Here is an 18,170-nt window from a genome sequence, read left to right as displayed (position 1 = left end):
GTCGTTACATCGATGTAAATCTGTGGCGATACCGTAGGGACGGCTGCGACAGCTGTCAATCACCCAGCAATGTCAAGGGACTTCGGGTCATTTCCCGGCCCGGCGTGGCAGAGTCCGATCGCCCCGGTCCGGCTACGGCGACGGCTCCGTCCGGCAGGCCAGGTAGAGGGCTATGCCCTCGGCGGGTTCGCGGACCGGGCGGCCCGAGAGCCGGGTGATCTTGTCCAGGCGGTAGAGCAGCGTGTTGCGGTGGATGTGCAGCAGCCGCGCCGCCCCTACCAGGCTGAAGCCGCCCTCCGCCCAGGCGATGAGGGTCTCGCGCAGCTGCGGCCAGTCCGGCGCTTCGGGCAGTGTCCCCAGCACGGCGTCACGGAAGCGGCTTCGCGCCTGCGGCGGCACGGAGGCGAGCAGCTGAGGGACGCGGACCTCGTGGGCGGCGAAGACATTGCGGGACGCGTCGAGCCGCGGTCCGAGACCGAGGGCCGCGGCGGCGTCCTGGTATGCGGCGTGCAGTGCGGCCGGGCCGGTGGCCGGCTGCGCGTGGCCGATCGTCGGATGCGCACCGGCGCGTTCGGCGAGCAGGGCGCACAACTGGGCGCAGCGTTCCAGGAAGCGTCCGTCGGGGTCGTGATGGAGGACGAGGACATGACCGGAATCGAGGTGCCCGAGGAGGTCCTGCCGGTGACCGAAGACCGAGCCGGCGGCGCGGAGCACGGCCGGCGGTGAGACGGCGGGCGCCTCGGGCCCGCCCGCGGCGGCACGGGTGCCCAGGAGCAGCGCACGGCGGGGCAGTGCGGGGCTGAAGCCGAGTTCGGCCATCCGGGAGGACAGCGTGGCGGCGTCGACGAGATCGGGGTCGTAGTAGGCGATGCCGCGCAGGAGGTCGTGGACGGCGCCGGCGTGCAGCATGCGGCTACGGGTCGCGGCGGCTTCCTGGAGCAGGATCTCGGTCTGCCGCTGGACCACCAGGCCGAACTGGCGCACACGGGCGGGTGACCCGGTCAGGCCGACCGTACCGACCGCCTCGTCCCCGAGGAGCAGCGGAAGGCTGACGCCCGGGCGCACCCCGCTCAGCGGGCGCGCCTGGGCGGCCGTGTGCGCGGTGGGCCGCAGGGTGCGCAGCACGTCGAGCGAGGCTTCGTGCACCGCGCCCAGGCGCGCCGGGTCACCGCTGCCGATGACCACGGCGTCCGCGTCGGTGATCAGCACATTGAAGCCGACGATGCGGCTGATGTCCTGGGCGATCTCGTGGGCGAGCTTCGGGGTCAGCACGGCCGAGGCGGCAACAGGCAGGGGGAGGCTGTCGGACTTCATCGTGCGGATCGTACAAGGGCTGTCCGGCAAAGGTCTGCTGGTCCTGGTCGATCTGCACGATGACCAGCGGGAGGGCCGTGACTACCTTCGTCTCCAGCGTTCGGCGCCGCCGTCCGTCCCTGATCTCCTTCACCGCTGTTCTTCCCCTCGTCACCCTCTGTCTGCCAGGAGCTGCCCATGGCCGCCTCACCCGGTTCCCCGGACGCCGTCGCCGCACCGTCCCCGGCCGGCGCCTCCCCGAACAGTTCCCGCACGAGCTCGCGTGCCGGCTGGCTCATCACGTTGTACGCCGGTGGCGGTGAGTTCTGCGACGGCTACATCCTCAGCATCATCGGTGTCGCGCTCCCCCTGGTGACCTCGGCCTTCCAACTGGGCCCCGGCGGCGCGGGCTTGATCGGATCCGCCTCTTTGGTCGGCATGTTCGCCGGCGGCCTTGCCTTCGGGTATGTCACCGACCGGATCGGCCGGCGCAAGGTCTATCTGGCCGCGATGGCCGCGTTCATCGTGCTGTCGGCCCTGCAGTACGGCGCGGACGCGGCCTGGCAGCTGGTGGTGCTGCGGTTCCTGATGGGCGTGGCGATCGGCGCGGACTTCGCGATCGCGGGCACGATCGCCGCGGAGTTCGCTCCGGAACGTTCCCGCGGACCGTTGATGGTCGTCCTCGTCACGATGTGGTCGGCGGGCGCCGCGGTGGCCTACGCCGTCGGCTGGCTGATGCTGCGCAGCGGTCTCGACGACTGGCGTCTGCTGCTCGCGAGCAGCGCCGTGCCGGCGACGGTGGTTCTCCTGTTCAGGCTGCGCACGCCGGAGTCGCCCCAGTGGCTGTTGAGCCGGGGACGCATCGAGGAGGCGCGGGCAGTGCTGCGCAGGATGGGCGGCGACGTCGGCGCCGCGGTGGCGCCGGTCCGGCCGGCCGTCACGCCGCGCTACAGCGACATCTTCCGCAACGGCTATGGCCGGCGCACGCTGTTCGTCTGCCTGTTCTGGTGCTGCCAGCTGCTGCCGATCTACGCGATCACGACGTACGAGCCGACCATCCTGGCGTCCTTCGGGCTCGGCGAGGGTACGGACTCCTATCTCGGAGCTGTTGCCGTGCAGCTGTTCTTCGTGCTGGGCTCGCTCTCCGGCATGCTGATGGTCAACCGGGGCCGGCGCGCCCTGCTGCTCTGGAGCTTCGGAGCCTCCGTGCTGCCGCTGACCGGCCTCGCCGCGGTGGCCGACCCGCCTGTCTGGCTGGTGGTGCTCCTGTTCGCCGTATTCGGCGTGACGGCCTTCGCGAGCCAGTGTCTTCAGGCGCTGTACCCCTCCGAGCTGTTCCCCACCGAGGTGCGGGCCACCGCCAACGGTTTCGCTGCCGGTGTCAGCCGGGTCGGCGCGGCGATCGGGACCTTCGGCGCACCGGTGCTCCTCGGCCACAGCACGCACCTTGCCATGCTCGTCGGCGCGGGTATCGCGCTGGCCGGCTGGCTCGCCACGCTGCTGCTCGCTCCGGAGACGCGCGGCCTGTCGCTGGACGAAGCGGCCACCTCGGGCGAGCCCACCTCGTCGCTCGGCCCGGCTCTCTCCCTCTCGGCCCCCACGCCAACCGTCGCCTCCATCTCATCCACTCCCTCCACCGAAGTCACGGACCTCATATGAACACCCTCCCCTCCCCCGCCCCGAAGTCCGTGATCGTCATAGGTGCGGGCGTCATCGGACTCGCCTGCGCCCACTACCTGCGAGCGGCCGGCCTGGATGTCACGGTCCTTGAGCGCGACCGGGTGGGCAGCGGCTCCTCACGCGGCAACGCCGGCGAGATCTGCCCCGACCTCGTGGAGCCGCTGCCCGCGCCCGGCGTGATCACGAAGGCCCTGCGCGGCATCCACCGCCCCGACAGCGCCCTGCACGTCCACCCCCGCCCCAACGCCGAACTGGTCCGCTTCCTCACCGGCTTCGCCCGGCGGGCGAACCGCCGCGACCACCAGCACGGTGCGCAGGCTCTCGCCGGGTTCGCCAAGGACACCTTCGCGCTGTTCGAGGAGCTTGAGCAGCTCGGTGCGGACGGGGCGGCGCGCAAGGACGGCTATCTGTTCGCGTTCCCGTCGCACGAGGACGCGGGCCGTGCACACGCCTCGTTCGCCGCGCTGGGTGCGCCGCTGTCGGCGGACGGGGTGCTGGACCGTGCCGATATGGCCACGACGGAGCCGGCGCTCTCGGACACCGCCCAGGCGGGATTCGTCGTCGAGGATCAGTGGTCGGTCGACCCGTCCAGGTTCGTCGACGGCCTGGCCGCCCGGCTCCGGGACAACGGCGTACACATCGTGGAGGGCGCCCGGGTCACCTCGGTCGACGAGGTACGGGGCGGGGTGCAGGTGCGGTCCTCGGCCGGCACGTACGGCGCGGACCGTGCCGTGGTGGCCGCCGGCGTGTGGTCGCAGACTCTGCTGCGGGGCCTCGGTGTCGACCCCGGCCTGTTCCCCGGCAAGGGCTACAGCTTCTCGGTGCGCTCCAGGCAGCCGCTGCGCCGGCTCGTACATCTGGGAACGGCACATGTGGTGCTCACCCCGCTGGACGAGACCGGCGAACGGATCCGGGTCGCCGGCACGATGGAGTTCGAGGCCGACGCCGACCGCTACCGCGAGGCCCGGGTCCGGGCCGTCGTCGCGGCCGCCCGCCCCTACCTCGAGGGCGCCGACTGGGCGGACCGCGAGGAGGAGTGGGTGGGCGCCCGGCCGCTGACGCGTGACGGACTGCCCCTGATCGGTGCGGTCCCCGGCACCTCGCGGATCGTCGCGGCCGGCGGTCACAACATGCTCGGCCTGATGCTCGCCCCCGTCACCGGGCGCGCGGTCGCCGGCCTGGTGACCGGTGACCGCGCGGCGGCCGAGGCAACCCGTCCGTTCACCTTGGAGCGGCTGGCCCGGCGGCCCCGTACGAAGCGCCCGGCGACGCAGCGGGCCTGACAGGGCATCGGCCGGTCACCGCACGCACCCTTCGATCACTTACTTCAGTACTTACCTCAGCACTTACTTCCGCCGGGCGTCGTCGGACTTTGGGGCGGGGGGAGCAGGGCACTTACGTCGGCATAGCCGTCGCCTGTGTCGGAGGAGCGGGTGTCGAAGACCCGCGTGGTCGGGGCGCTGGAGATCCAGGGCTTCCATCCCGGCCTGCCGTCGCGGATGAACTCGACCGCCGCGCCGTGGACATCCGTGGCAAGGGTCTTGGGCGGCTCGGCACCGGCTACCGCGGTGACCCCTTCGGCGTCGAGGCAGTCGAAGTGGAACGGCACGTCGAGGCAGTGCGTGGCCAGGCCGAGGACGGGCGAGCGCCAGGCGAAGCGGTACAGCCAGGTGGGGGCGGAACCGCGGGCCCTGGCGACCCGGGCCACGGCTGTGCGGAAGAGACGGTCCGTGACGTACTGGCCGACGAGGTCGGCCGTGTCAAGGCCGGGGTGATCTGCGACGTACGCGGCGGCGACGGTCCCGTCCACACCGCACGCGGTGAGGATCCGGGCCGGCGCCGCCGTGGCAAGTCGGTCCCGCATGGGGTGCAGCGCCATGGTGAACTCGTGGTCGGTGGCACCGAGTACGAGCTCCTTGTCAGCTCCCACGCCCGCGGTGAGGGCGTCCAGGGTGGCCTCGGGGATCAAGTCGCCGTCGATCATGGGGGCAAAGGGCAGGTTCTCGGCGATCAGGCCGGCGATCCCGGCCAGAGCATCGTCCGGGTCCGTGCCCGCGCCCGTATCCGCATCCGCATCGGTGTCCGCTGCCGGCGAGGACACCTGCTTCTGCAGATCAAGGATCTGCCCCTCGCTCAGCTGGGACAAGCCTGTTCGGGTCGGTGGCACGCCGCCCAGTTCGGCCAGCTTGCGGCCCAGACGTTCCGCCACCGTCGTCGACACCTGCGAAACCGGGCCGGACAGACAGTGCACGCGGTGGAACAGGTGCTGCGCACGGGGCATGCCCAGCAGGGTCAGCACGGCGGCACCGCCCGCCGACTGACCCGCGATGGTGACCCGGTCGGGGTCCCCTCCGAAGCCCCGGATGTTGTCCCGCACCCATTCAAGGGCCAGCAACCAGTCACGGACGGTGCGGTTGTGCGGTGCGTCGGAGATCCATCCGAAGCCGTCGAAGCCGAGCCGGTAGCCGATCGAGACGACGACCACCCCGTCGCGGTTGAAGGCGGCGCCGTCGTACCAAGGGCTCGCCTGGGATCCGGCGAGGAAGCCACCTCCGTGGATCCACACCATCACCGGCAGGCCGGCATCCGGAGAGAGGTCCGGGGTGAACACGTTGAGATTGAGCGTCCCGTCGCCCGGGATGCTCGGCTCGGGGATGAAGGTGACCTCTGCCAGGGGGCGACGCTGCGCGGTAGGTCCGTAGGCGGTGGCGTCCAGCACATCGGACCACGGCTCGGGAGGGACGGGCGCGGCGAACCGGAGTGCGCCGACAGGGGGTTGGGCGTACGGGATGCCGAGGAATCGGACGCCGGTGTCGCGGCGCTCACCGCGCACAGGGCCGTGGGCGGTGCGGACGACGGGCGGCTCTGCGGCGTGGTCGGTCACTGGTTGCTCCTTGTGTCTTGTACGGCGTCGAGGTGGAGGAGTCGGGATCTGCTCCGGTCTTACGGGCGCGGGGCGTCCTGCTCGACGTAGTGCTTCAGCTTCCGCAGGTTCTTCCCGCCGTCAACGATGGCGCCGTAGGTGCGGTCCGCGGTGACGGGCGCGACGGCGACATGGCCGCTGAGCAGCGCGGTGGAGTCGGCCCGCCGCACGGTTTCCGTGCAGGAGTCGCCGGGCCTGTCCGCACAGACGCCGGGGACGATGTCGAAGGTGTCGCCGCTGCCTCGGCGTGCCGCGTAGTCGTGCCAGACGACCTTGCCGTGGCCGATGCCGGTCCACAGTGGCGGCTTGGCCCGCCGTCCCCCGCTGACGTCGGGGTAGTCGACCTTGACGGCGAACTTGCCGGTGAACAGGGAGCGTTCGCGCATTCCGGCGAGAAGACGGGCACCGAACTCGGCGTTGTCCCGGTAGTTGGCGACCGGGAAGTAGGTGTTGGTGCTGTCGCCGGATGAGGAGGAGAAGGCGATCGCGGGAACACCGTCGTCGATGGCGGCGACAGCGGCGCCGACCGTGCCGGAGTCGTTGACCTGCGCGCTGACGTTCGGCCCGGAGTTGATGCCGGTCACGACCACGTCGGGGCCGTCGGCCCAGCCGACCTTGGCGGCGAGGCCCGAGCGGAGGGCGAACTTGACGGTGTCGGCCGGTGTCGCGCTCGGTGTGCCGGCGCCGCAGGCGTCGTCGGACAGGCACACCCCGTAGACGGGCGAGCCGGACGGTACGCCTGAGCAGTCGTTCTCGTAGCCGGCGGGCAGCCGTGTGCGCCGAGCCAGCGTGAGCGCGCCGCCGTTGGTGACGGCGGTGCCCTTGCCGGACTGCACCTGCCACGGCGCCATGACGACGACGTCGGCGCCCGCGGCGCACAGCGCCTTGCGCATCTCGTAAAGGCCCAGCCCGTCGGCGTGGGAGGCCTTGGCGGCCTGCATGGAGTCGTCGTTGGACAGCAGGACGCGCAGTCCGGCCAGCGGTTCGGCCGAGGGTTCTGCGTGGGCGGCGGCCTCCGTGGCCTGCGGCAGGGCGTAGGCCACCGCGGTGAGACTTGCGAGTACGGCGGCGGTGGCGGCGGTGGCGGCGGTGGCGGCGGTGGCGAGCATGATGCGGGAGCGGGAGGTGGTGGGCATGGCGGGCGTGTCCCTTTGTTCACGTCGGAGGCGGTGGCGGGCGCGGTTGCCTGCCACCCGGTGTCTGCGAGTCCCGAACAATTCCGGGAGTCAGAGGGGCAGTCCGTGTCCGTGCGGGAAGACGGGGTCGGGGGTGTCGTTGGGTACGTCCGGACGCGAGGCCGCGACGGCCGCCATGGAGCGGGGCAGCTCGAACGGCAGGCGCCCCTCTCCGGCGGCCCGGCCGAAGGCGACGTCCAGCAGGGCGGTGTCACTCGCGCCGTAGTCGGCGATCAGCGCGGACGCCTTCTCGGCGATCTCCGGGATGACGGCCGGCCGCTCCAAGTTGATGCAGACGAGAGTCGGCACGGATTCCAAGAGGCCCACGATGTCGCTCAGTTCGTCCTCGGGGAAGTCGAGTCGCCCGGAGTGGAAGAAGGCTTCGAACCTGCCCTCTCGCGGCTCGTACGGCGTGCGTAGCCGCAGGATGGCCAGTTCGGCGGCGGCAGGGTCGGCGACCACCTCTCCGTAGGCGGCCGCCGCGTCCGACGAGACTCCTCGGACGTACAGCTTCGGCCGGGTCCCGGTGACCGGGAGTGTCCGCTCGTGGTTGGTCAGTACGGTCAGGGAGCGGCGCTGCGCGGCCGCGCCGGCCGCGCGGAACTCACTGTTGCCGACTGTTTCCTCGGCCGTCCCGGGATCGACGAAGGGGCTGTCGAACAGTCCCAGACGGAACTTGTCGCGCAGCAGGCGTCGCACCGAGGCGTCTATACGGGACTCCGGGACGCGGCCCGAGCGGACCAGTTCCACGATCACCTCCGGGCAGGCTTCACCGCCGAACTGGTCGGCTCCGGCGTCGAGGGCCTTCGCCGCCCGCTCGGCGACACCGAGGTGTTCCACTCCCCAGGCGCGCGCCTGGTGCAGTTCGCCGAGGATCGGGGCGTCGGTGAGCAGCCCCCAGTCGGTGCACACGATGCCGGTGAAGCCCAGCTGCTCGCGCAACAGCCCGGTGACGACACCGCGGTTGAAGCCGAATCCCACCTCTTCCCAGTCCGTGCCGATCGGCTGGCCGTAGTACGGCATGATCTGCGCGCACCCCGCGGCGATGGCGGCGCGGAAGGGCAGGAGGTGGTGGTCCCGCATTCCGCCGGGATAGACCTGCTCCTTGCCGTGCGCGAAGTGCGGGTCCTCACCGTCCTTCTGGGGGCCGCCGCCCGGGAAGTGCTTGACCATGGCGCTGACGGAGTGGCCGCCCAGCTCCTCCCCCTGCAGCCCGTGGACATACGCCTGCACCAGCTCGGCGGTCAGGGCGGCGTCCGAGCCGAAGGTGCCTGTCTGGCGGGACCAGCGCGGCTCGGTGGCCAGGTCGATCTGCGGGTGGAGAGCCACGCGCAGGCCGACGGCCAGGTACTCACGTCGGACGGTGTCGGCGAACTGGTGCACCAGTTCGGGATCGCGGGTCGCGGCCAGACCCAGCGGCTCGGGCCACGCGGAGAACGGCCCTGCGGTGAAGGACGCACCCGGGTTGTCGGTGAAGGCGTGCCGCGGGTCGGTGGAGAGAGTGACCGGTATGCCGAGGCGGGTGCCGGCGGCGATCTCCTGAAGGGCGTTGTGCCATTCGGCCATCTGCCGGGCGCCCGCGGCGCCCAGGACGTTGAAGTGGCTGATGAGACGTGTCCGGATCAGTCCGGTGGTGTCTGTGGGCACCATCGCCTCGTCGCCGTCCTCGACCGGGCGTCCGTCCGGATGGAGGGGGAGCACGGTGTGGAAGACCTGTCCGGCCTTCTCCGCGAGAGTCATGCGGGCCAGGAGATCCTCGACGCGCTCGTCGACGGGGCGGGACGGGTCCTGGTAGGGGTGGCCGTCGTCACGGGGCGCGGATGCGGTGGTGGTCATGGGTGTCTCCAGGGCGAAGGGGACGGAATCCGGGGTGGTTCGGCGCACGGCGCGGATCGGGTCACGGCCGGCGCCGCGAGGACGGTGGTCACCGCGCGGACGCGGGAGGGACGGCGTGGCGGGCCGGACGGCTCAGCGAACGCCCCGGACGCGGAGTACACCCAGCGCGCCCACGAGGGAGACGGCCGCGGCGACCGGGAACAGGGCCTCGTAGCCGCCGGCGGCGACGATCCAGCCGGCGAGGGTGGGCGCGAGAATCTGCGGTCCGGCGTTGGCGATGTTGATGACGCCCATGTCCTTGCCCACGTCGGCCGCGCGCGGCAGGACCTTGGTGATCAGCGCCATGTCGACGGCCATGTAGGCGCCGAACGCCAGGCCCCCGACGATGTTGTACGTGAGCATGCCGCCCTGAGTGGGCCACAGCATCGGAAGCGACAGGGCCAGCGCCGCGACGATGCCGGAGGCGAACACGAACGGCTTCACCCTGCCGACCTTGTCGGCGAGGGGTCCGAGGAGGACGGTGGCGGCGACCGTGCACAGCGCGTTGACGACCATCAGGAAGCCGACGGTCGGCAGCAGATCCTGGGGCGGGACCTTGATGTAGTCGGCGAGCAGGTACAGGTTGTAGGTGAGGACGATGAAATAGCCCAGCATGACCCCGAGCCGGGAGACGAAGGCCCAGCCGAAGTCCGGGTGCCGGCGGGGGCTGACCCAGAAGCCGCCGAGGAACTCCCTGAGTGAGAACGGCTCGCGCGGCAGGTCACGGGCGTCGCGGTCCGGGGACAGGACGACGAACACGAGCGCCGCGACGACGATGACGCCGGCTATCAGGTAGTAGCCGTTCTCACCGGCGAACCGGCCGCCGAATCCGCCGATGACACCGTCCAGGCCGAACTTCGTACCGGGCACCCCGCCGATGATCAGTGCGGCGGCGATCGTGCCGAGGGGCACGCCCAGACCGACCAGCGCGGAAAAGGTTCCGTACCGGGCGACCGGGACCCGATCGGGCATCGCGGCGGTGAGGGCGGCCTGGTAGCCGTTCATGATGAACTGCACGACGCCCCAGCTCAGACCGAGCGTCGCGATGCTCGTCGCGTGCGCCTGGGCGACCAGGGCCAGTGCGCCGAGCAGCGCGCACAGAAGGATCCACGGCGCCCGGCGGCCGAACCGGGACCGCGTGCGATCGGACAGTTGCCCGAACACCGGGTTGCCGATCGTCGCGAGGACGGCCCCCGTCGTGCTGGCCGTGGACAGCGCGGATGTGTCGTTCGTGCCGGTGATCTGGGCGACCTGGATGGGCAACAGGAAGCTGCCCACGCCGAGCCACAGCAGGTAGAGCGCGATGTTGGCGGCGGGCAGCGTGACGTAGAGCCGTGCGAGGCGCCGGGGAGGCACGGGTGCGGCGGCCTCGGTGTCGGCGCCGACGACAGCGGTCGCCGTCGCGTTTTCAGGAAGTGAATGGGTCATGGTGAGGCCCCTTGAAGAGCGATGCCGATGAATGCGGACGCGGTGGGGGCGCGCGTTGAGGAGGACAGTAGGTGACACGTGTAATCAGCGGAAGAGGTCTGACGGCATGAGTTGTGTTCGTCATCAGCTGCGGCACCACTCACGTGTTGAAAAGTTGAAGCCATTGATCGACGCCGGAGCAACGCCTCCATCAGCCACGACGCGGTTGCCGCGTGCGGCGACGCTGCTGTGACGTCACCTTGCCGACCGCCCTGACTAGGCGGTTTCCCGGATCACCAGACCGGTTCGGAGGTAGGAGCGGGTCTCCGCGGGCGTGTCAGGGGTACCGATCAGGCGGTCCAGCATCGCCGCGATCTCACGTGCGGGCGTGAAGTCCATGCGGACGGTCGTCAGCTTCGGGCGGAGGAGTCTGCCGATCAGCAGATCGTCCGCACCCACGACGGCGACGTCCTCCGGGACACGCAGGCCGGCGTCCTGCAGGGCGCGCACGGCGACGGACGCGTACTCGTCGTTGTAGGCGAACAACCCGTCGGCCCCGGTCTGGACGAACAGCTCGGCCCACCGAGCCGCCGCCTCCTGGCCGAAGGCGAGTTCCTGCCGCACGACGGTGACCGAAGCATGTGCGCTCGCCGCGGCCTCAGCTCCGGAGAACCTGGGCACGGCGAACCCGCGCAGCGACGCATCAGCGGGGACGATCACACCGATCTTCCTGCGTCCGGCCGCCACCAGGTGTTCCACAGCCACCGCGCCGACCTGCATCTGATCCGCCACCAGCGCGTGCGCGCCGGGCACCGGCACCGGCCCGGCGCTGACCACGACCCCGATCCCGGCTCGGTGCAGCACATCGACAGCGTGCCCATCCAGGCTGTCGTCCATCAGCGACAGCACCGCGTCGGGCCTCAACTCGGCCCACCGGCGAGCGGCCTCCGCGCCCCGGCGTCCCGTCGGGCCGTAGAGCACGGCCGTGTAGCCGAGCTCCGAAAGGGCCAACTGCAGCTCGGCGAAGTACTGGGCGAACAACGGCCCCGCGGTCACGGCCGGGGCGGTGAGCAGCACGACACCGCTCCGCCCCGCGCGCAGTGCCCGCGCTACGGCGTGCGGCACATAACCCAGTTGCCGGGCCGCTTCCCTCACCCGCTCCCGGGTCGCCTCACTGACGCGTCCGCTCCGGGTGTTGTTCAGGACGTACGAAACGGTGGCCCGCGACACCCCCGCGGCGCGCGCCACGTCCTCACTGGTGGGCGGCGTGCCGGCTGAACCGTGCGAGGACATGGAGGCCATGATCACTCATCATCCCAGATGGGGACCGGTGAGGGAGCGCCTGCACCGAGTCAGGCGGAGGCACGCGACCCCTTCCCCACTCCCCGCGGGGGGCAGCTTCCCCGCTCCCCGCGGAGGGGTCAGCTCGGCTCGACGGTGAGCCACTCGGCCCGCCCCTTCCCCGTTCCAAGGTGCCCCGCCGGAGCGACGGCATCGCGCACGCTGCGAAGCTCCGACAAACCCCTGCCCGGCGGAACGCCCGGCTGATCACGCCGTTCTTCCGGTTCGCCCGCCGCGCCCTTCCCGTTTGTCCTCTTCGCGGACCTTGGTCTCTTCATCGGCCTTGTGCACTTCGCCGAGCTTGATCTCCTGATCGACCTTGTTCACTTCGCCGAGCTCGTTCTCTTCGCCGGCCCCCTTCACTTCGCCGAAGCGGAGGGGAAGCGTCGGCTGGTAGCCGCCCGCGGAGATCTTGGCCACCATCTCGGCGAGATACCCGCAGGCCTGCGAGATCTCCTGCTGGAACTGGTTGCGTTCGCTGACGGCGGCCGCGACCAGCAGGGCGGTCAACGCGGAGGAACCGTTGAAAGCCTGCAGGGTGATCATGCTGGTGAGCAGATCGTGACCGGTGAACGGACCGGTCCCCCGGGCCGCGGCGATGATCGTGAAGGTGGACACGGCCAGTGCGCAGGGTGCGGCCCCGGCCAGCTGGAAGCGGAAGGCCGCCCAGATCAACAGCGGGAAGCTCAGGAACATGAGGGGCGCGCTGCCGGTCGCGACAAGACCGACGCCGGCCGTGGCTGCGACGAGCAGGAACCCCTCCACCCAACGGGACGGTGGAGCGTCCTTCGGCCAGCGTGCCGAGCGGAGAACGAGCAGGACCGGCGTCACCACCAGGACGCCCATCGCGTCGCCGGTCCACCAGACAGACCACGTCGGCCAGAACCCGTCGGCGCCCACCACACCGGCCAGGGCCAGGGTTCCGCTGCCGATCGTCGCGCTGACCAGCATTCCGGTGAACGCACCGAGAAAGATCAGTGCGAGCACATCCCGCAAACGGGACAGTTCACTACGGAATCCCGCACGGCGGAGCAGTGCGTACGAGCAGACGGGCGCGAGGGTGTTGCCCGCCACGATGGCGAGCACGGCCGGCAGCGACGGGCCGAGGGAGACGTTGACCAGGAGCGCGCCGAGCGCGATCCCGGGCCAGACCCGCGGGCCGCGCAGGAGCAGGCTGGCCAGGGCGATACCGGTCGGCGGCCACAGCGGGGTGACCTGGCCGCGCACCAGCTGCTGGAGCAGTCCCAGCTTGGCCGAGCCGTAGTAGACCGCGGCCACCACACAGATCTCCAGGGCGGCCGCAGCGCAGCGCCGGAGCCGTTCTCGCCGGGCGGCTGTCATGGGTGCGGCCTCCGCTTCGACATCCCTCCGTGATCCATCATCCGCCGCTTCCCCGGGATCCTCCACGGCACCGTTGAGCCGGGTGTCCGGCGCGGACGCGCGGTCAGGCGGGCGGGGTGCGCAGGGCGAGGACGGCCATGTCGTCGTGACCGTCGCTGGGGTGGTGATCGGCCAGTGCCTGAACGAATTCCGGCAGGGGCAGGGCGGCGTACAGGGTGGCTAGTGCGGTGAGCTCGTCGAGGCTCTCGTCGATGGGCCGGGCAGGATGTTCGATCAGCCCGTCCGTGAAGAAGACCACGGTGGAGTCAGGTGGCATGTATCGGGAGTGATCGGGGCGGGGCTGTTCCGGGTCGACCCCGAGCGGCAGCCCCGGCTCGGCGAACAGGGTTTCCGCCCGGCGACCAGGGACGATCAGCAGGGGCGGGACGTGGCCCGCGCTACTCCAGTGGAGGCGCCAGCCCGGTCCGGCCGGTTCGATCCGCGCCAGCGTCGTGGTGGTGATGGGGTTGCTTGTCATGGCCTGCAGGGTGCGGTCGAGCTGGGCGAGGACGGCAGCGGGCGCACCGCCATGCTCGAACAGCAGAGCGCGCAGCATGTTGCGGGTGGAGGCCATGGAGGCCGCGGCCCGCAGATCGTGCCCGACCACATCACCGATGACGACCGCCACGACGTTGCCGGACAGCGGGATCGCGTCGTACCAGTCTCCGCCGAGCTGGCTGGGCTCGGCTGCGGGCCGGTAGATCGCGGCCGCGGTGAAAGGCCGCAGGTCGGGAAGTGTCGGCAGCAGCAGCCGCTGGAACTGCTCGGCTCCGACCCGTACACGCTCGAACAGGCGGACGTTCTCGATCGCGATCCCGGCGGCACCGGCCAGGGCGACGACGACGTTCTCGTCGTGAGCGTCGAAGGGCTGTCCGTCGCGCCGCTCGGAGAGGTAGAGATCGCCGTAGATCTCGCCGCGGACGCTGATCGCGACGCCGAGCAGGGTACGCATACTCGGATGACCGGGCGGAAACCCGGTGGACGACGGATGAGACAGAATGCTCTCCACCCGCAGGGGCTCCGGATGATGAATCAGGTGCCCGAGGACCCCCATACCGCGAGGGAATCCGGCCTCGGCCAGAGCAGCGCGTTCCTGTGCGGACAGGCCGGCGGCGATGAACCGCTCCAAATGGTCTCCGGACTCGTCGAGCACACCCATTGCCCCGTAGCGGGCGCCCACCAGATCCATGGCGGTGGTGACGATGCGGTTCAGCACCGCGGGCAGCTCCACCTCCCGGCTGATGGACACCACGGCATCCAGCAGGCCCTGAACTCGGTCCATGGCGTCCAGCAGAGACCGCAATTGCTCGTCGATCCGGCCCAGCTCGGCACGCAGACGTTCGTGCAGGTCCGGGGTATGTGGCTGCCTCGGGTGGATGCCGCGCTCGATTCCCGCCATCACAAGCGCCCGGGGACCGTACGGCCGCTCTCGGTCGCCTTCCGTCTGCGGCGATCGCTCCGCACCGTTGCCGGGTCCGCCCACACGATTGAGGAGTGCATTTCGGCCTCCTGGCAGGACCCTCGGTGATCGAGGTCATGGCGTCGCCCGGCATAAAGGGCAATTGAGGTCATTATTTCAAACAAGTGGGGACGGCGTCGCCGGCGCCCGAGGGACCCGTCGGCCGAGAAGGTCTACACCCGTGTCAACGGTCCGCCGGAAGCCTGACCGCAGTGGTTGCGCAGGACAGGTGCACGCGGTTGGCGGCCAGGGCGAGGGCGGTGCGGCCGACCGTGAGGTCCACGGGGGTCTTACCGTCGTTCGGGAGGCCGCTGTGGAAGGTCCACGGCGGGCGGTGCGTCTTCAGGCCAAGAGCCAGGAGCGGCTGCGGGACGTCCTCCGTGTCGCGGTAGAGAATCCCGCCGTGGATGGCCGGTGGGGGCCGAGTCTTCGTCATGGTGCGCAGCGGCCACCCGGCGCGCCCTCCTCGCCCACCTGGACGGGAACGCACGGGCCACGGACGGTCCACGGGCCCACCGCGATCTGCGCGTCGAACCCAGCCGTCTCTCCTCCAGCGCCGCAACGGCGCCCGGTCGGTTCGGCGCCCAACCCCGTACATGCGCGGCCCCGGTGGGCGCCCGGAGCGGTCGGCTCAACGCCATGACCGGTCTCCGACAGCGGTCCGCGCGCCCTCGGCCGTCGGCGAGTCGGCGGCGGCCTTGGGACCGCTCGGCGGTTCTGACCACGCATGGGACGTGGCGATGGGTGATGCGGCCGGGGCCGATAGCGCGGCTGAGGCAGGTTCGTGCCCTACCCCGCCCGGTGTTGACGTTGACGCGGGAACAGCGCACGGCACGCCTCGCCCGCGAGGTCGTGCACCAGTGGAGCCAACTCCTTGAAATCCATTGCCTGGTAGTCGCCGCAGAGTGACAGCGCGGCCGTCGCCGGGCCGCCGCTGCGCAGGGGGGCCGCAACACAGCGGAAGCCCGTCAGGGTCTCTTCGTTGTCGATAGCCAGGCCGTCCCGCCTGCGAATCCTGGTCAGTTCGTGGTGCAGGTCCACGGCGGTGCGCAGGGTGCGCGGGGTACTCATGGGCAGCTGGCCGCGGTAGGCCGAGTCGACCAGGCCCGGGTCGAGTGTGGCGAGGATCGCCTTGCCGACAGCCGTTGTGTGTGCGGGCAGTCGAGCACCGAGCCGGGTGGGCAGCTGGGCGGCGGACCGGCCGCCCGCCTTCTCCAGGAAGACCACCTCACGTCCGTCGAGGACGGCGAGATGTCCTGCCAGGCCGGTGCGCCGGCACATCTCGTGCAGCAGAGGCGTGACGACGTCCCTGATCTCATTGTGTCCCGCGGCGCGCCCGCCGAGCTCCAGAGGGCGCATGCCGAGCCGGTAACCGCCCGTGGAGTGGGTGAGCCAGCGCAACCTGATCATCTGGTCGAGGATGCGATGCAGGGTGGAGCGTGGCAGGCCGGTGCGTTCGGCAAGGTCGAGGAGGGAGAGGCTGGGCGTGTGAGGGTCGAACGCGTCGAGGATGAGCGTCATACGTTCGATCATGGAGCTCGGGGCGGGGACGTCGCCCGCGCGTCCGCCGACCTTCGCGGGTGCCGTCATGTCCGCCTCCACCGAGAGCGAGAGCGCGAGCGCGAGCCGGGGCCGTTTCGTGATGTGTCCGGGCCGTGTCCTGCGCACCTGTCCGCGATCGAACCGACCGGGACGCGGACAGTGTTGACGGTCCGTTCGCCGCGATGGGTGACCCTTGCGAGGCCCCTGCCGTGCACATACAGAATCCTCACCCTTTGGGCGCACCACTGCGGGTCCGGGAAGCTCGCGTTGTCCGTCGGCGAGTCCCACTGAGCGGGAGTGGCAGGTCCGTTCACCGGGATGCGGCCATGCGCCCCCTTCCGAGTCTCGGTACGTGCGCAGAGAGTGCGGCGGGTCAGCCATATATGACGGTCCGTCAAATCTAGGCGAAGGGCATCGATGTCCGTGCGAGGATCCCTCTCCCTCCCCCTGCGAGCCCGCGCGCTCTCCGGGGCGGGCACGGTCGCGCTTCTGGTGTTCCTGCCGACGGCGGCCGGTGCGGCCGAGCCGGGCGACTCGGAGGGCAGCGACTGCCCGGTGACCGCGACGGCGCAGGGCGTGCAGGTGACCGTGAGCGCGAGCAACGACACGCTGCTGCAGGCGCCCACCGGTGTGGGTGTTCCGGTGGCCCGGGCCTGCGTGAACTACGCGGTCGGCGAGTCGTCGGGGTGGGCCGGCAGCCCCTATCCCGGCGAGACGGTCATCTCCGCACCCGCGCTGATCGGCAGCCAGACCGGGCAGAAGTTCCCCGACTATCCGGCGTACGCGGCCTCCACGTACCCCTCCGACGAGAGCGCCACCAGCGGCCAGGATCCGCACGTCATGCGCTCGCACAGCACCAAGACGTCCACCAAGGCGCAGGCCAGTACGGTCCTCGGCCAGGACGCGGCGGCGGCGTCCACCACGGCGATGGCCCACACATCGGTGGACCCGGACGCCCTCACGGGGAAGGCAACGGCCACCTCCGACACCAAGCCGTGGGCGGTCAACGGCGTCCTCGAACTCGGCCGCGTGCTCAGCTCCGCGACCGCCACGGTCGACCGGGACGGCAAGGTCGTACGGGACTCCGAGCTCAGCATCGGCCGCACCGAGATCGCCGGCCAGGGTGTCGAGATATCCCCGGACGGACTCAAGGTCGTCGGGCAGACCGCACCGCTGCCCGACGCCGCCGATCCGGCCAAGGCCCTCGCGGCCGCGGGAATCAAGATCCGCTACCTGGACGAGAAGCGCACCGAGCAGGGCGTCGTGTCGGCCGGTCTCGAAGTGCAGGCACGGCAACAGGACACCCAGTCCGGGGCCGTCTACACCGTGACGTACGTGTTCGGCCGCGCTTCCGCCGACGCCGGCCGCATCGAGGCGCCGCCCGGCAGCGGAAGCGTGCCGCCCGCACGGGTGCCGCAGGCGCCGTCCGACGCGGGTGGCGGCGGGGACGCCGCGGACTCGCAGGTGCCGGCCGACGACACTCCGGCCGCCCCGAAAGCCCCGTCCGACGACGGCTCGTCCACGCCCCAGGACACCAGGCCCGTCCAACTGGCCGCCAGTCCGACCGATATGGGCGTCACCGGCATCTACCTCGTGCTCGCGCTCGGCGCCGTGGCCACGTTCGCCGCCGGCACCCTGCTGCGCCTGTTGGGAGTGAAGACTCGATGGACATCGTGACCCGGATACGCAGTCAGTGGGACAGGCTGACCGCTGCGTTGACCGCGCTGGCGGGCGCCGCAACCCTTGTCATCGGCTGGCGCGGGGTGAGCGGTACGCCGTATCCCGCCGAGCAGTTGCCGTACGTCGTCAGTGCCGGGCTCGGCAGCCTGTTCCTGCTCGGCCTCTCGACCGCGTTGTGGCTCTCGGCGGACCTGCGCGACGAGTGGCGCAAGCTCGACCGCATCGAGCAGGCGCTGCGGGCGGCCGGCGGTGCCGACGCGATCGCCCTCGCCGGGAGCCAGGACGGCAACGGTGCCGTCCTGGCACCCCCCGGACGCGAGCGGGCTGCTTCGGTCTCCCCGGGCTCGGCCGCCTCCCCGGCCGAGCCCGAGCGGTCCGCTCCGACTCCCTTCGGCGAAGGGGAGGTTCGATGAGC

Annotated in this window: 14 protein-coding genes; 4 read left to right on the top strand and 10 right to left on the bottom strand. The window is 71.0% G+C overall.

The window, feature by feature from the left end; translation table 11 throughout:
• Positions 1 to 132: 132 nt before the first annotated feature.
• Positions 133 to 1,314, bottom strand: a complete 1,182-nt coding sequence (locus CG723_RS09605) for a CdaR family transcriptional regulator (protein WP_100592853.1) — start codon at positions 1,312 to 1,314, stop codon at positions 133 to 135.
• Between the two features lie 177 nt (positions 1,315 to 1,491).
• On the opposite strand from CG723_RS09605, the gene CG723_RS09600 reads away from it, so the two are divergent.
• Positions 1,492 to 2,952 (top strand): MFS transporter, encoded by a 1,461-nt coding sequence (locus CG723_RS09600; RefSeq protein WP_100592852.1) that lies wholly within the window; start codon positions 1,492 to 1,494, stop codon positions 2,950 to 2,952.
• The gene (locus CG723_RS09595) at positions 2,949 to 4,256 is read left to right on the top strand and encodes an NAD(P)/FAD-dependent oxidoreductase (RefSeq protein WP_100592851.1); all 1,308 of its coding nucleotides are present in this window, start codon (positions 2,949 to 2,951) and stop codon (positions 4,254 to 4,256) included. The genes CG723_RS09600 and CG723_RS09595 overlap by 4 nt, the downstream gene beginning before the upstream one ends.
• A gap of 56 nt (positions 4,257 to 4,312) precedes the next feature.
• On the opposite strand, the gene CG723_RS09590 is transcribed toward CG723_RS09595, so the two are convergent.
• The 9 genes from CG723_RS09590 to CG723_RS09550 form a co-directional block, all read right to left on the bottom strand.
• A complete protein-coding gene (locus CG723_RS09590) occupies positions 4,313 to 5,857 on the bottom strand; it encodes a carboxylesterase/lipase family protein (RefSeq protein ID WP_100592850.1) in 1,545 nt (514 codons plus the stop codon).
• 59 nt (positions 5,858 to 5,916) lie between these two features.
• Entirely contained in the window at positions 5,917 to 7,032 is a 1,116-nt protein-coding gene (locus tag CG723_RS09585; protein ID WP_100592849.1) for a 5'/3'-nucleotidase SurE, read from the bottom strand.
• 90 nt (positions 7,033 to 7,122) lie between these two features.
• Complete coding sequence (locus CG723_RS09580) at positions 7,123 to 8,907, bottom strand: glycoside hydrolase family 3 protein (RefSeq protein WP_100592848.1); 1,785 nt, start codon at positions 8,905 to 8,907, stop codon at positions 7,123 to 7,125.
• Between the two features lie 132 nt (positions 8,908 to 9,039).
• Positions 9,040 to 10,374: an MFS transporter gene (locus CG723_RS09575; protein ID WP_100592847.1), complete on the bottom strand. Its 1,335-nt coding sequence runs from the start codon at positions 10,372 to 10,374 to the stop codon at positions 9,040 to 9,042.
• A 255-nt stretch (positions 10,375 to 10,629) separates the two neighbouring features.
• Positions 10,630 to 11,655 (bottom strand): LacI family DNA-binding transcriptional regulator, encoded by a 1,026-nt coding sequence (locus tag CG723_RS09570; protein WP_100592846.1) that lies wholly within the window; start codon positions 11,653 to 11,655, stop codon positions 10,630 to 10,632.
• Positions 11,656 to 11,901: 246 nt separating this feature from the next.
• A complete protein-coding gene (locus CG723_RS09565) occupies positions 11,902 to 13,035 on the bottom strand; it encodes an MASE1 domain-containing protein (protein WP_100592845.1) in 1,134 nt (377 codons plus the stop codon).
• Between the two features lie 103 nt (positions 13,036 to 13,138).
• On the bottom strand, positions 13,139 to 14,473 hold the full coding sequence (locus tag CG723_RS09560) for a PP2C family protein-serine/threonine phosphatase (protein ID WP_100593781.1): 1,335 nt from the start codon (positions 14,471 to 14,473) through the stop codon (positions 13,139 to 13,141).
• A 244-nt stretch (positions 14,474 to 14,717) separates the two neighbouring features.
• Entirely contained in the window at positions 14,718 to 14,969 is a 252-nt protein-coding gene (locus CG723_RS09555; protein WP_100592844.1) for a hypothetical protein, read from the bottom strand.
• A gap of 353 nt (positions 14,970 to 15,322) precedes the next feature.
• The gene (locus tag CG723_RS09550; RefSeq protein ID WP_100592843.1) at positions 15,323 to 16,123 is read right to left on the bottom strand and encodes an IclR family transcriptional regulator; all 801 of its coding nucleotides are present in this window, start codon (positions 16,121 to 16,123) and stop codon (positions 15,323 to 15,325) included.
• A 369-nt stretch (positions 16,124 to 16,492) separates the two neighbouring features.
• On the opposite strand from CG723_RS09550, the gene CG723_RS09545 reads away from it, so the two are divergent.
• A complete protein-coding gene (locus CG723_RS09545; RefSeq protein ID WP_100592842.1) occupies positions 16,493 to 17,752 on the top strand; it encodes a hypothetical protein in 1,260 nt (419 codons plus the stop codon).
• A complete protein-coding gene (locus CG723_RS09540; RefSeq protein ID WP_199841710.1) occupies positions 17,740 to 18,168 on the top strand; it encodes a hypothetical protein in 429 nt (142 codons plus the stop codon). The genes CG723_RS09545 and CG723_RS09540 overlap by 13 nt, the downstream gene beginning before the upstream one ends.
• Positions 18,169 to 18,170 lie beyond the last annotated feature (2 nt).

Source organism: Streptomyces sp. CB01635 (genome assembly GCF_002803065.1).
In the GTDB taxonomy this organism is placed as follows: Bacteria; Actinomycetota; Actinomycetes; order Streptomycetales; family Streptomycetaceae; genus Streptomyces.
This window is presented reverse-complemented; position numbering and strand designations above follow the sequence as displayed.

What these genes read in the sequence shown, in the direction of transcription:
- CG723_RS09605 (WP_100592853.1), bottom strand. Translation starts at nt 1,314, where the DNA reads ATGAAGTCCGACAGCCTCCCCCTGCCTGTTGCCGCCTCGGCCGTGCTG.
- CG723_RS09555 (WP_100592844.1), bottom strand. Translation starts at nt 14,969, where the DNA reads ATGACGAAGACTCGGCCCCCACCGGCCATCCACGGCGGGATTCTCTAC.
- CG723_RS09570 (WP_100592846.1), bottom strand. Translation starts at nt 11,655, where the DNA reads ATGGCCTCCATGTCCTCGCACGGTTCAGCCGGCACGCCGCCCACCAGT.
- CG723_RS09600 (WP_100592852.1), top strand. Translation starts at nt 1,492, where the DNA reads ATGGCCGCCTCACCCGGTTCCCCGGACGCCGTCGCCGCACCGTCCCCG.
- CG723_RS09565 (WP_100592845.1), bottom strand. Translation starts at nt 13,035, where the DNA reads ATGACAGCCGCCCGGCGAGAACGGCTCCGGCGCTGCGCTGCGGCCGCC.
- CG723_RS09580 (WP_100592848.1), bottom strand. Translation starts at nt 8,907, where the DNA reads ATGACCACCACCGCATCCGCGCCCCGTGACGACGGCCACCCCTACCAG.
- CG723_RS09585 (WP_100592849.1), bottom strand. Translation starts at nt 7,032, where the DNA reads ATGCCCACCACCTCCCGCTCCCGCATCATGCTCGCCACCGCCGCCACC.
- CG723_RS09550 (WP_100592843.1), bottom strand. Translation starts at nt 16,123, where the DNA reads ATGACGGCACCCGCGAAGGTCGGCGGACGCGCGGGCGACGTCCCCGCC.
- CG723_RS09595 (WP_100592851.1), top strand. Translation starts at nt 2,949, where the DNA reads ATGAACACCCTCCCCTCCCCCGCCCCGAAGTCCGTGATCGTCATAGGT.
- CG723_RS09560 (WP_100593781.1), bottom strand. Translation starts at nt 14,473, where the DNA reads ATGGCGGGAATCGAGCGCGGCATCCACCCGAGGCAGCCACATACCCCG.
- CG723_RS09540 (WP_199841710.1), top strand. Translation starts at nt 17,740, where the DNA reads ATGGACATCGTGACCCGGATACGCAGTCAGTGGGACAGGCTGACCGCT.
- CG723_RS09545 (WP_100592842.1), top strand. Translation starts at nt 16,493, where the DNA reads ATGTCCGTGCGAGGATCCCTCTCCCTCCCCCTGCGAGCCCGCGCGCTC.
- CG723_RS09575 (WP_100592847.1), bottom strand. Translation starts at nt 10,374, where the DNA reads ATGACCCATTCACTTCCTGAAAACGCGACGGCGACCGCTGTCGTCGGC.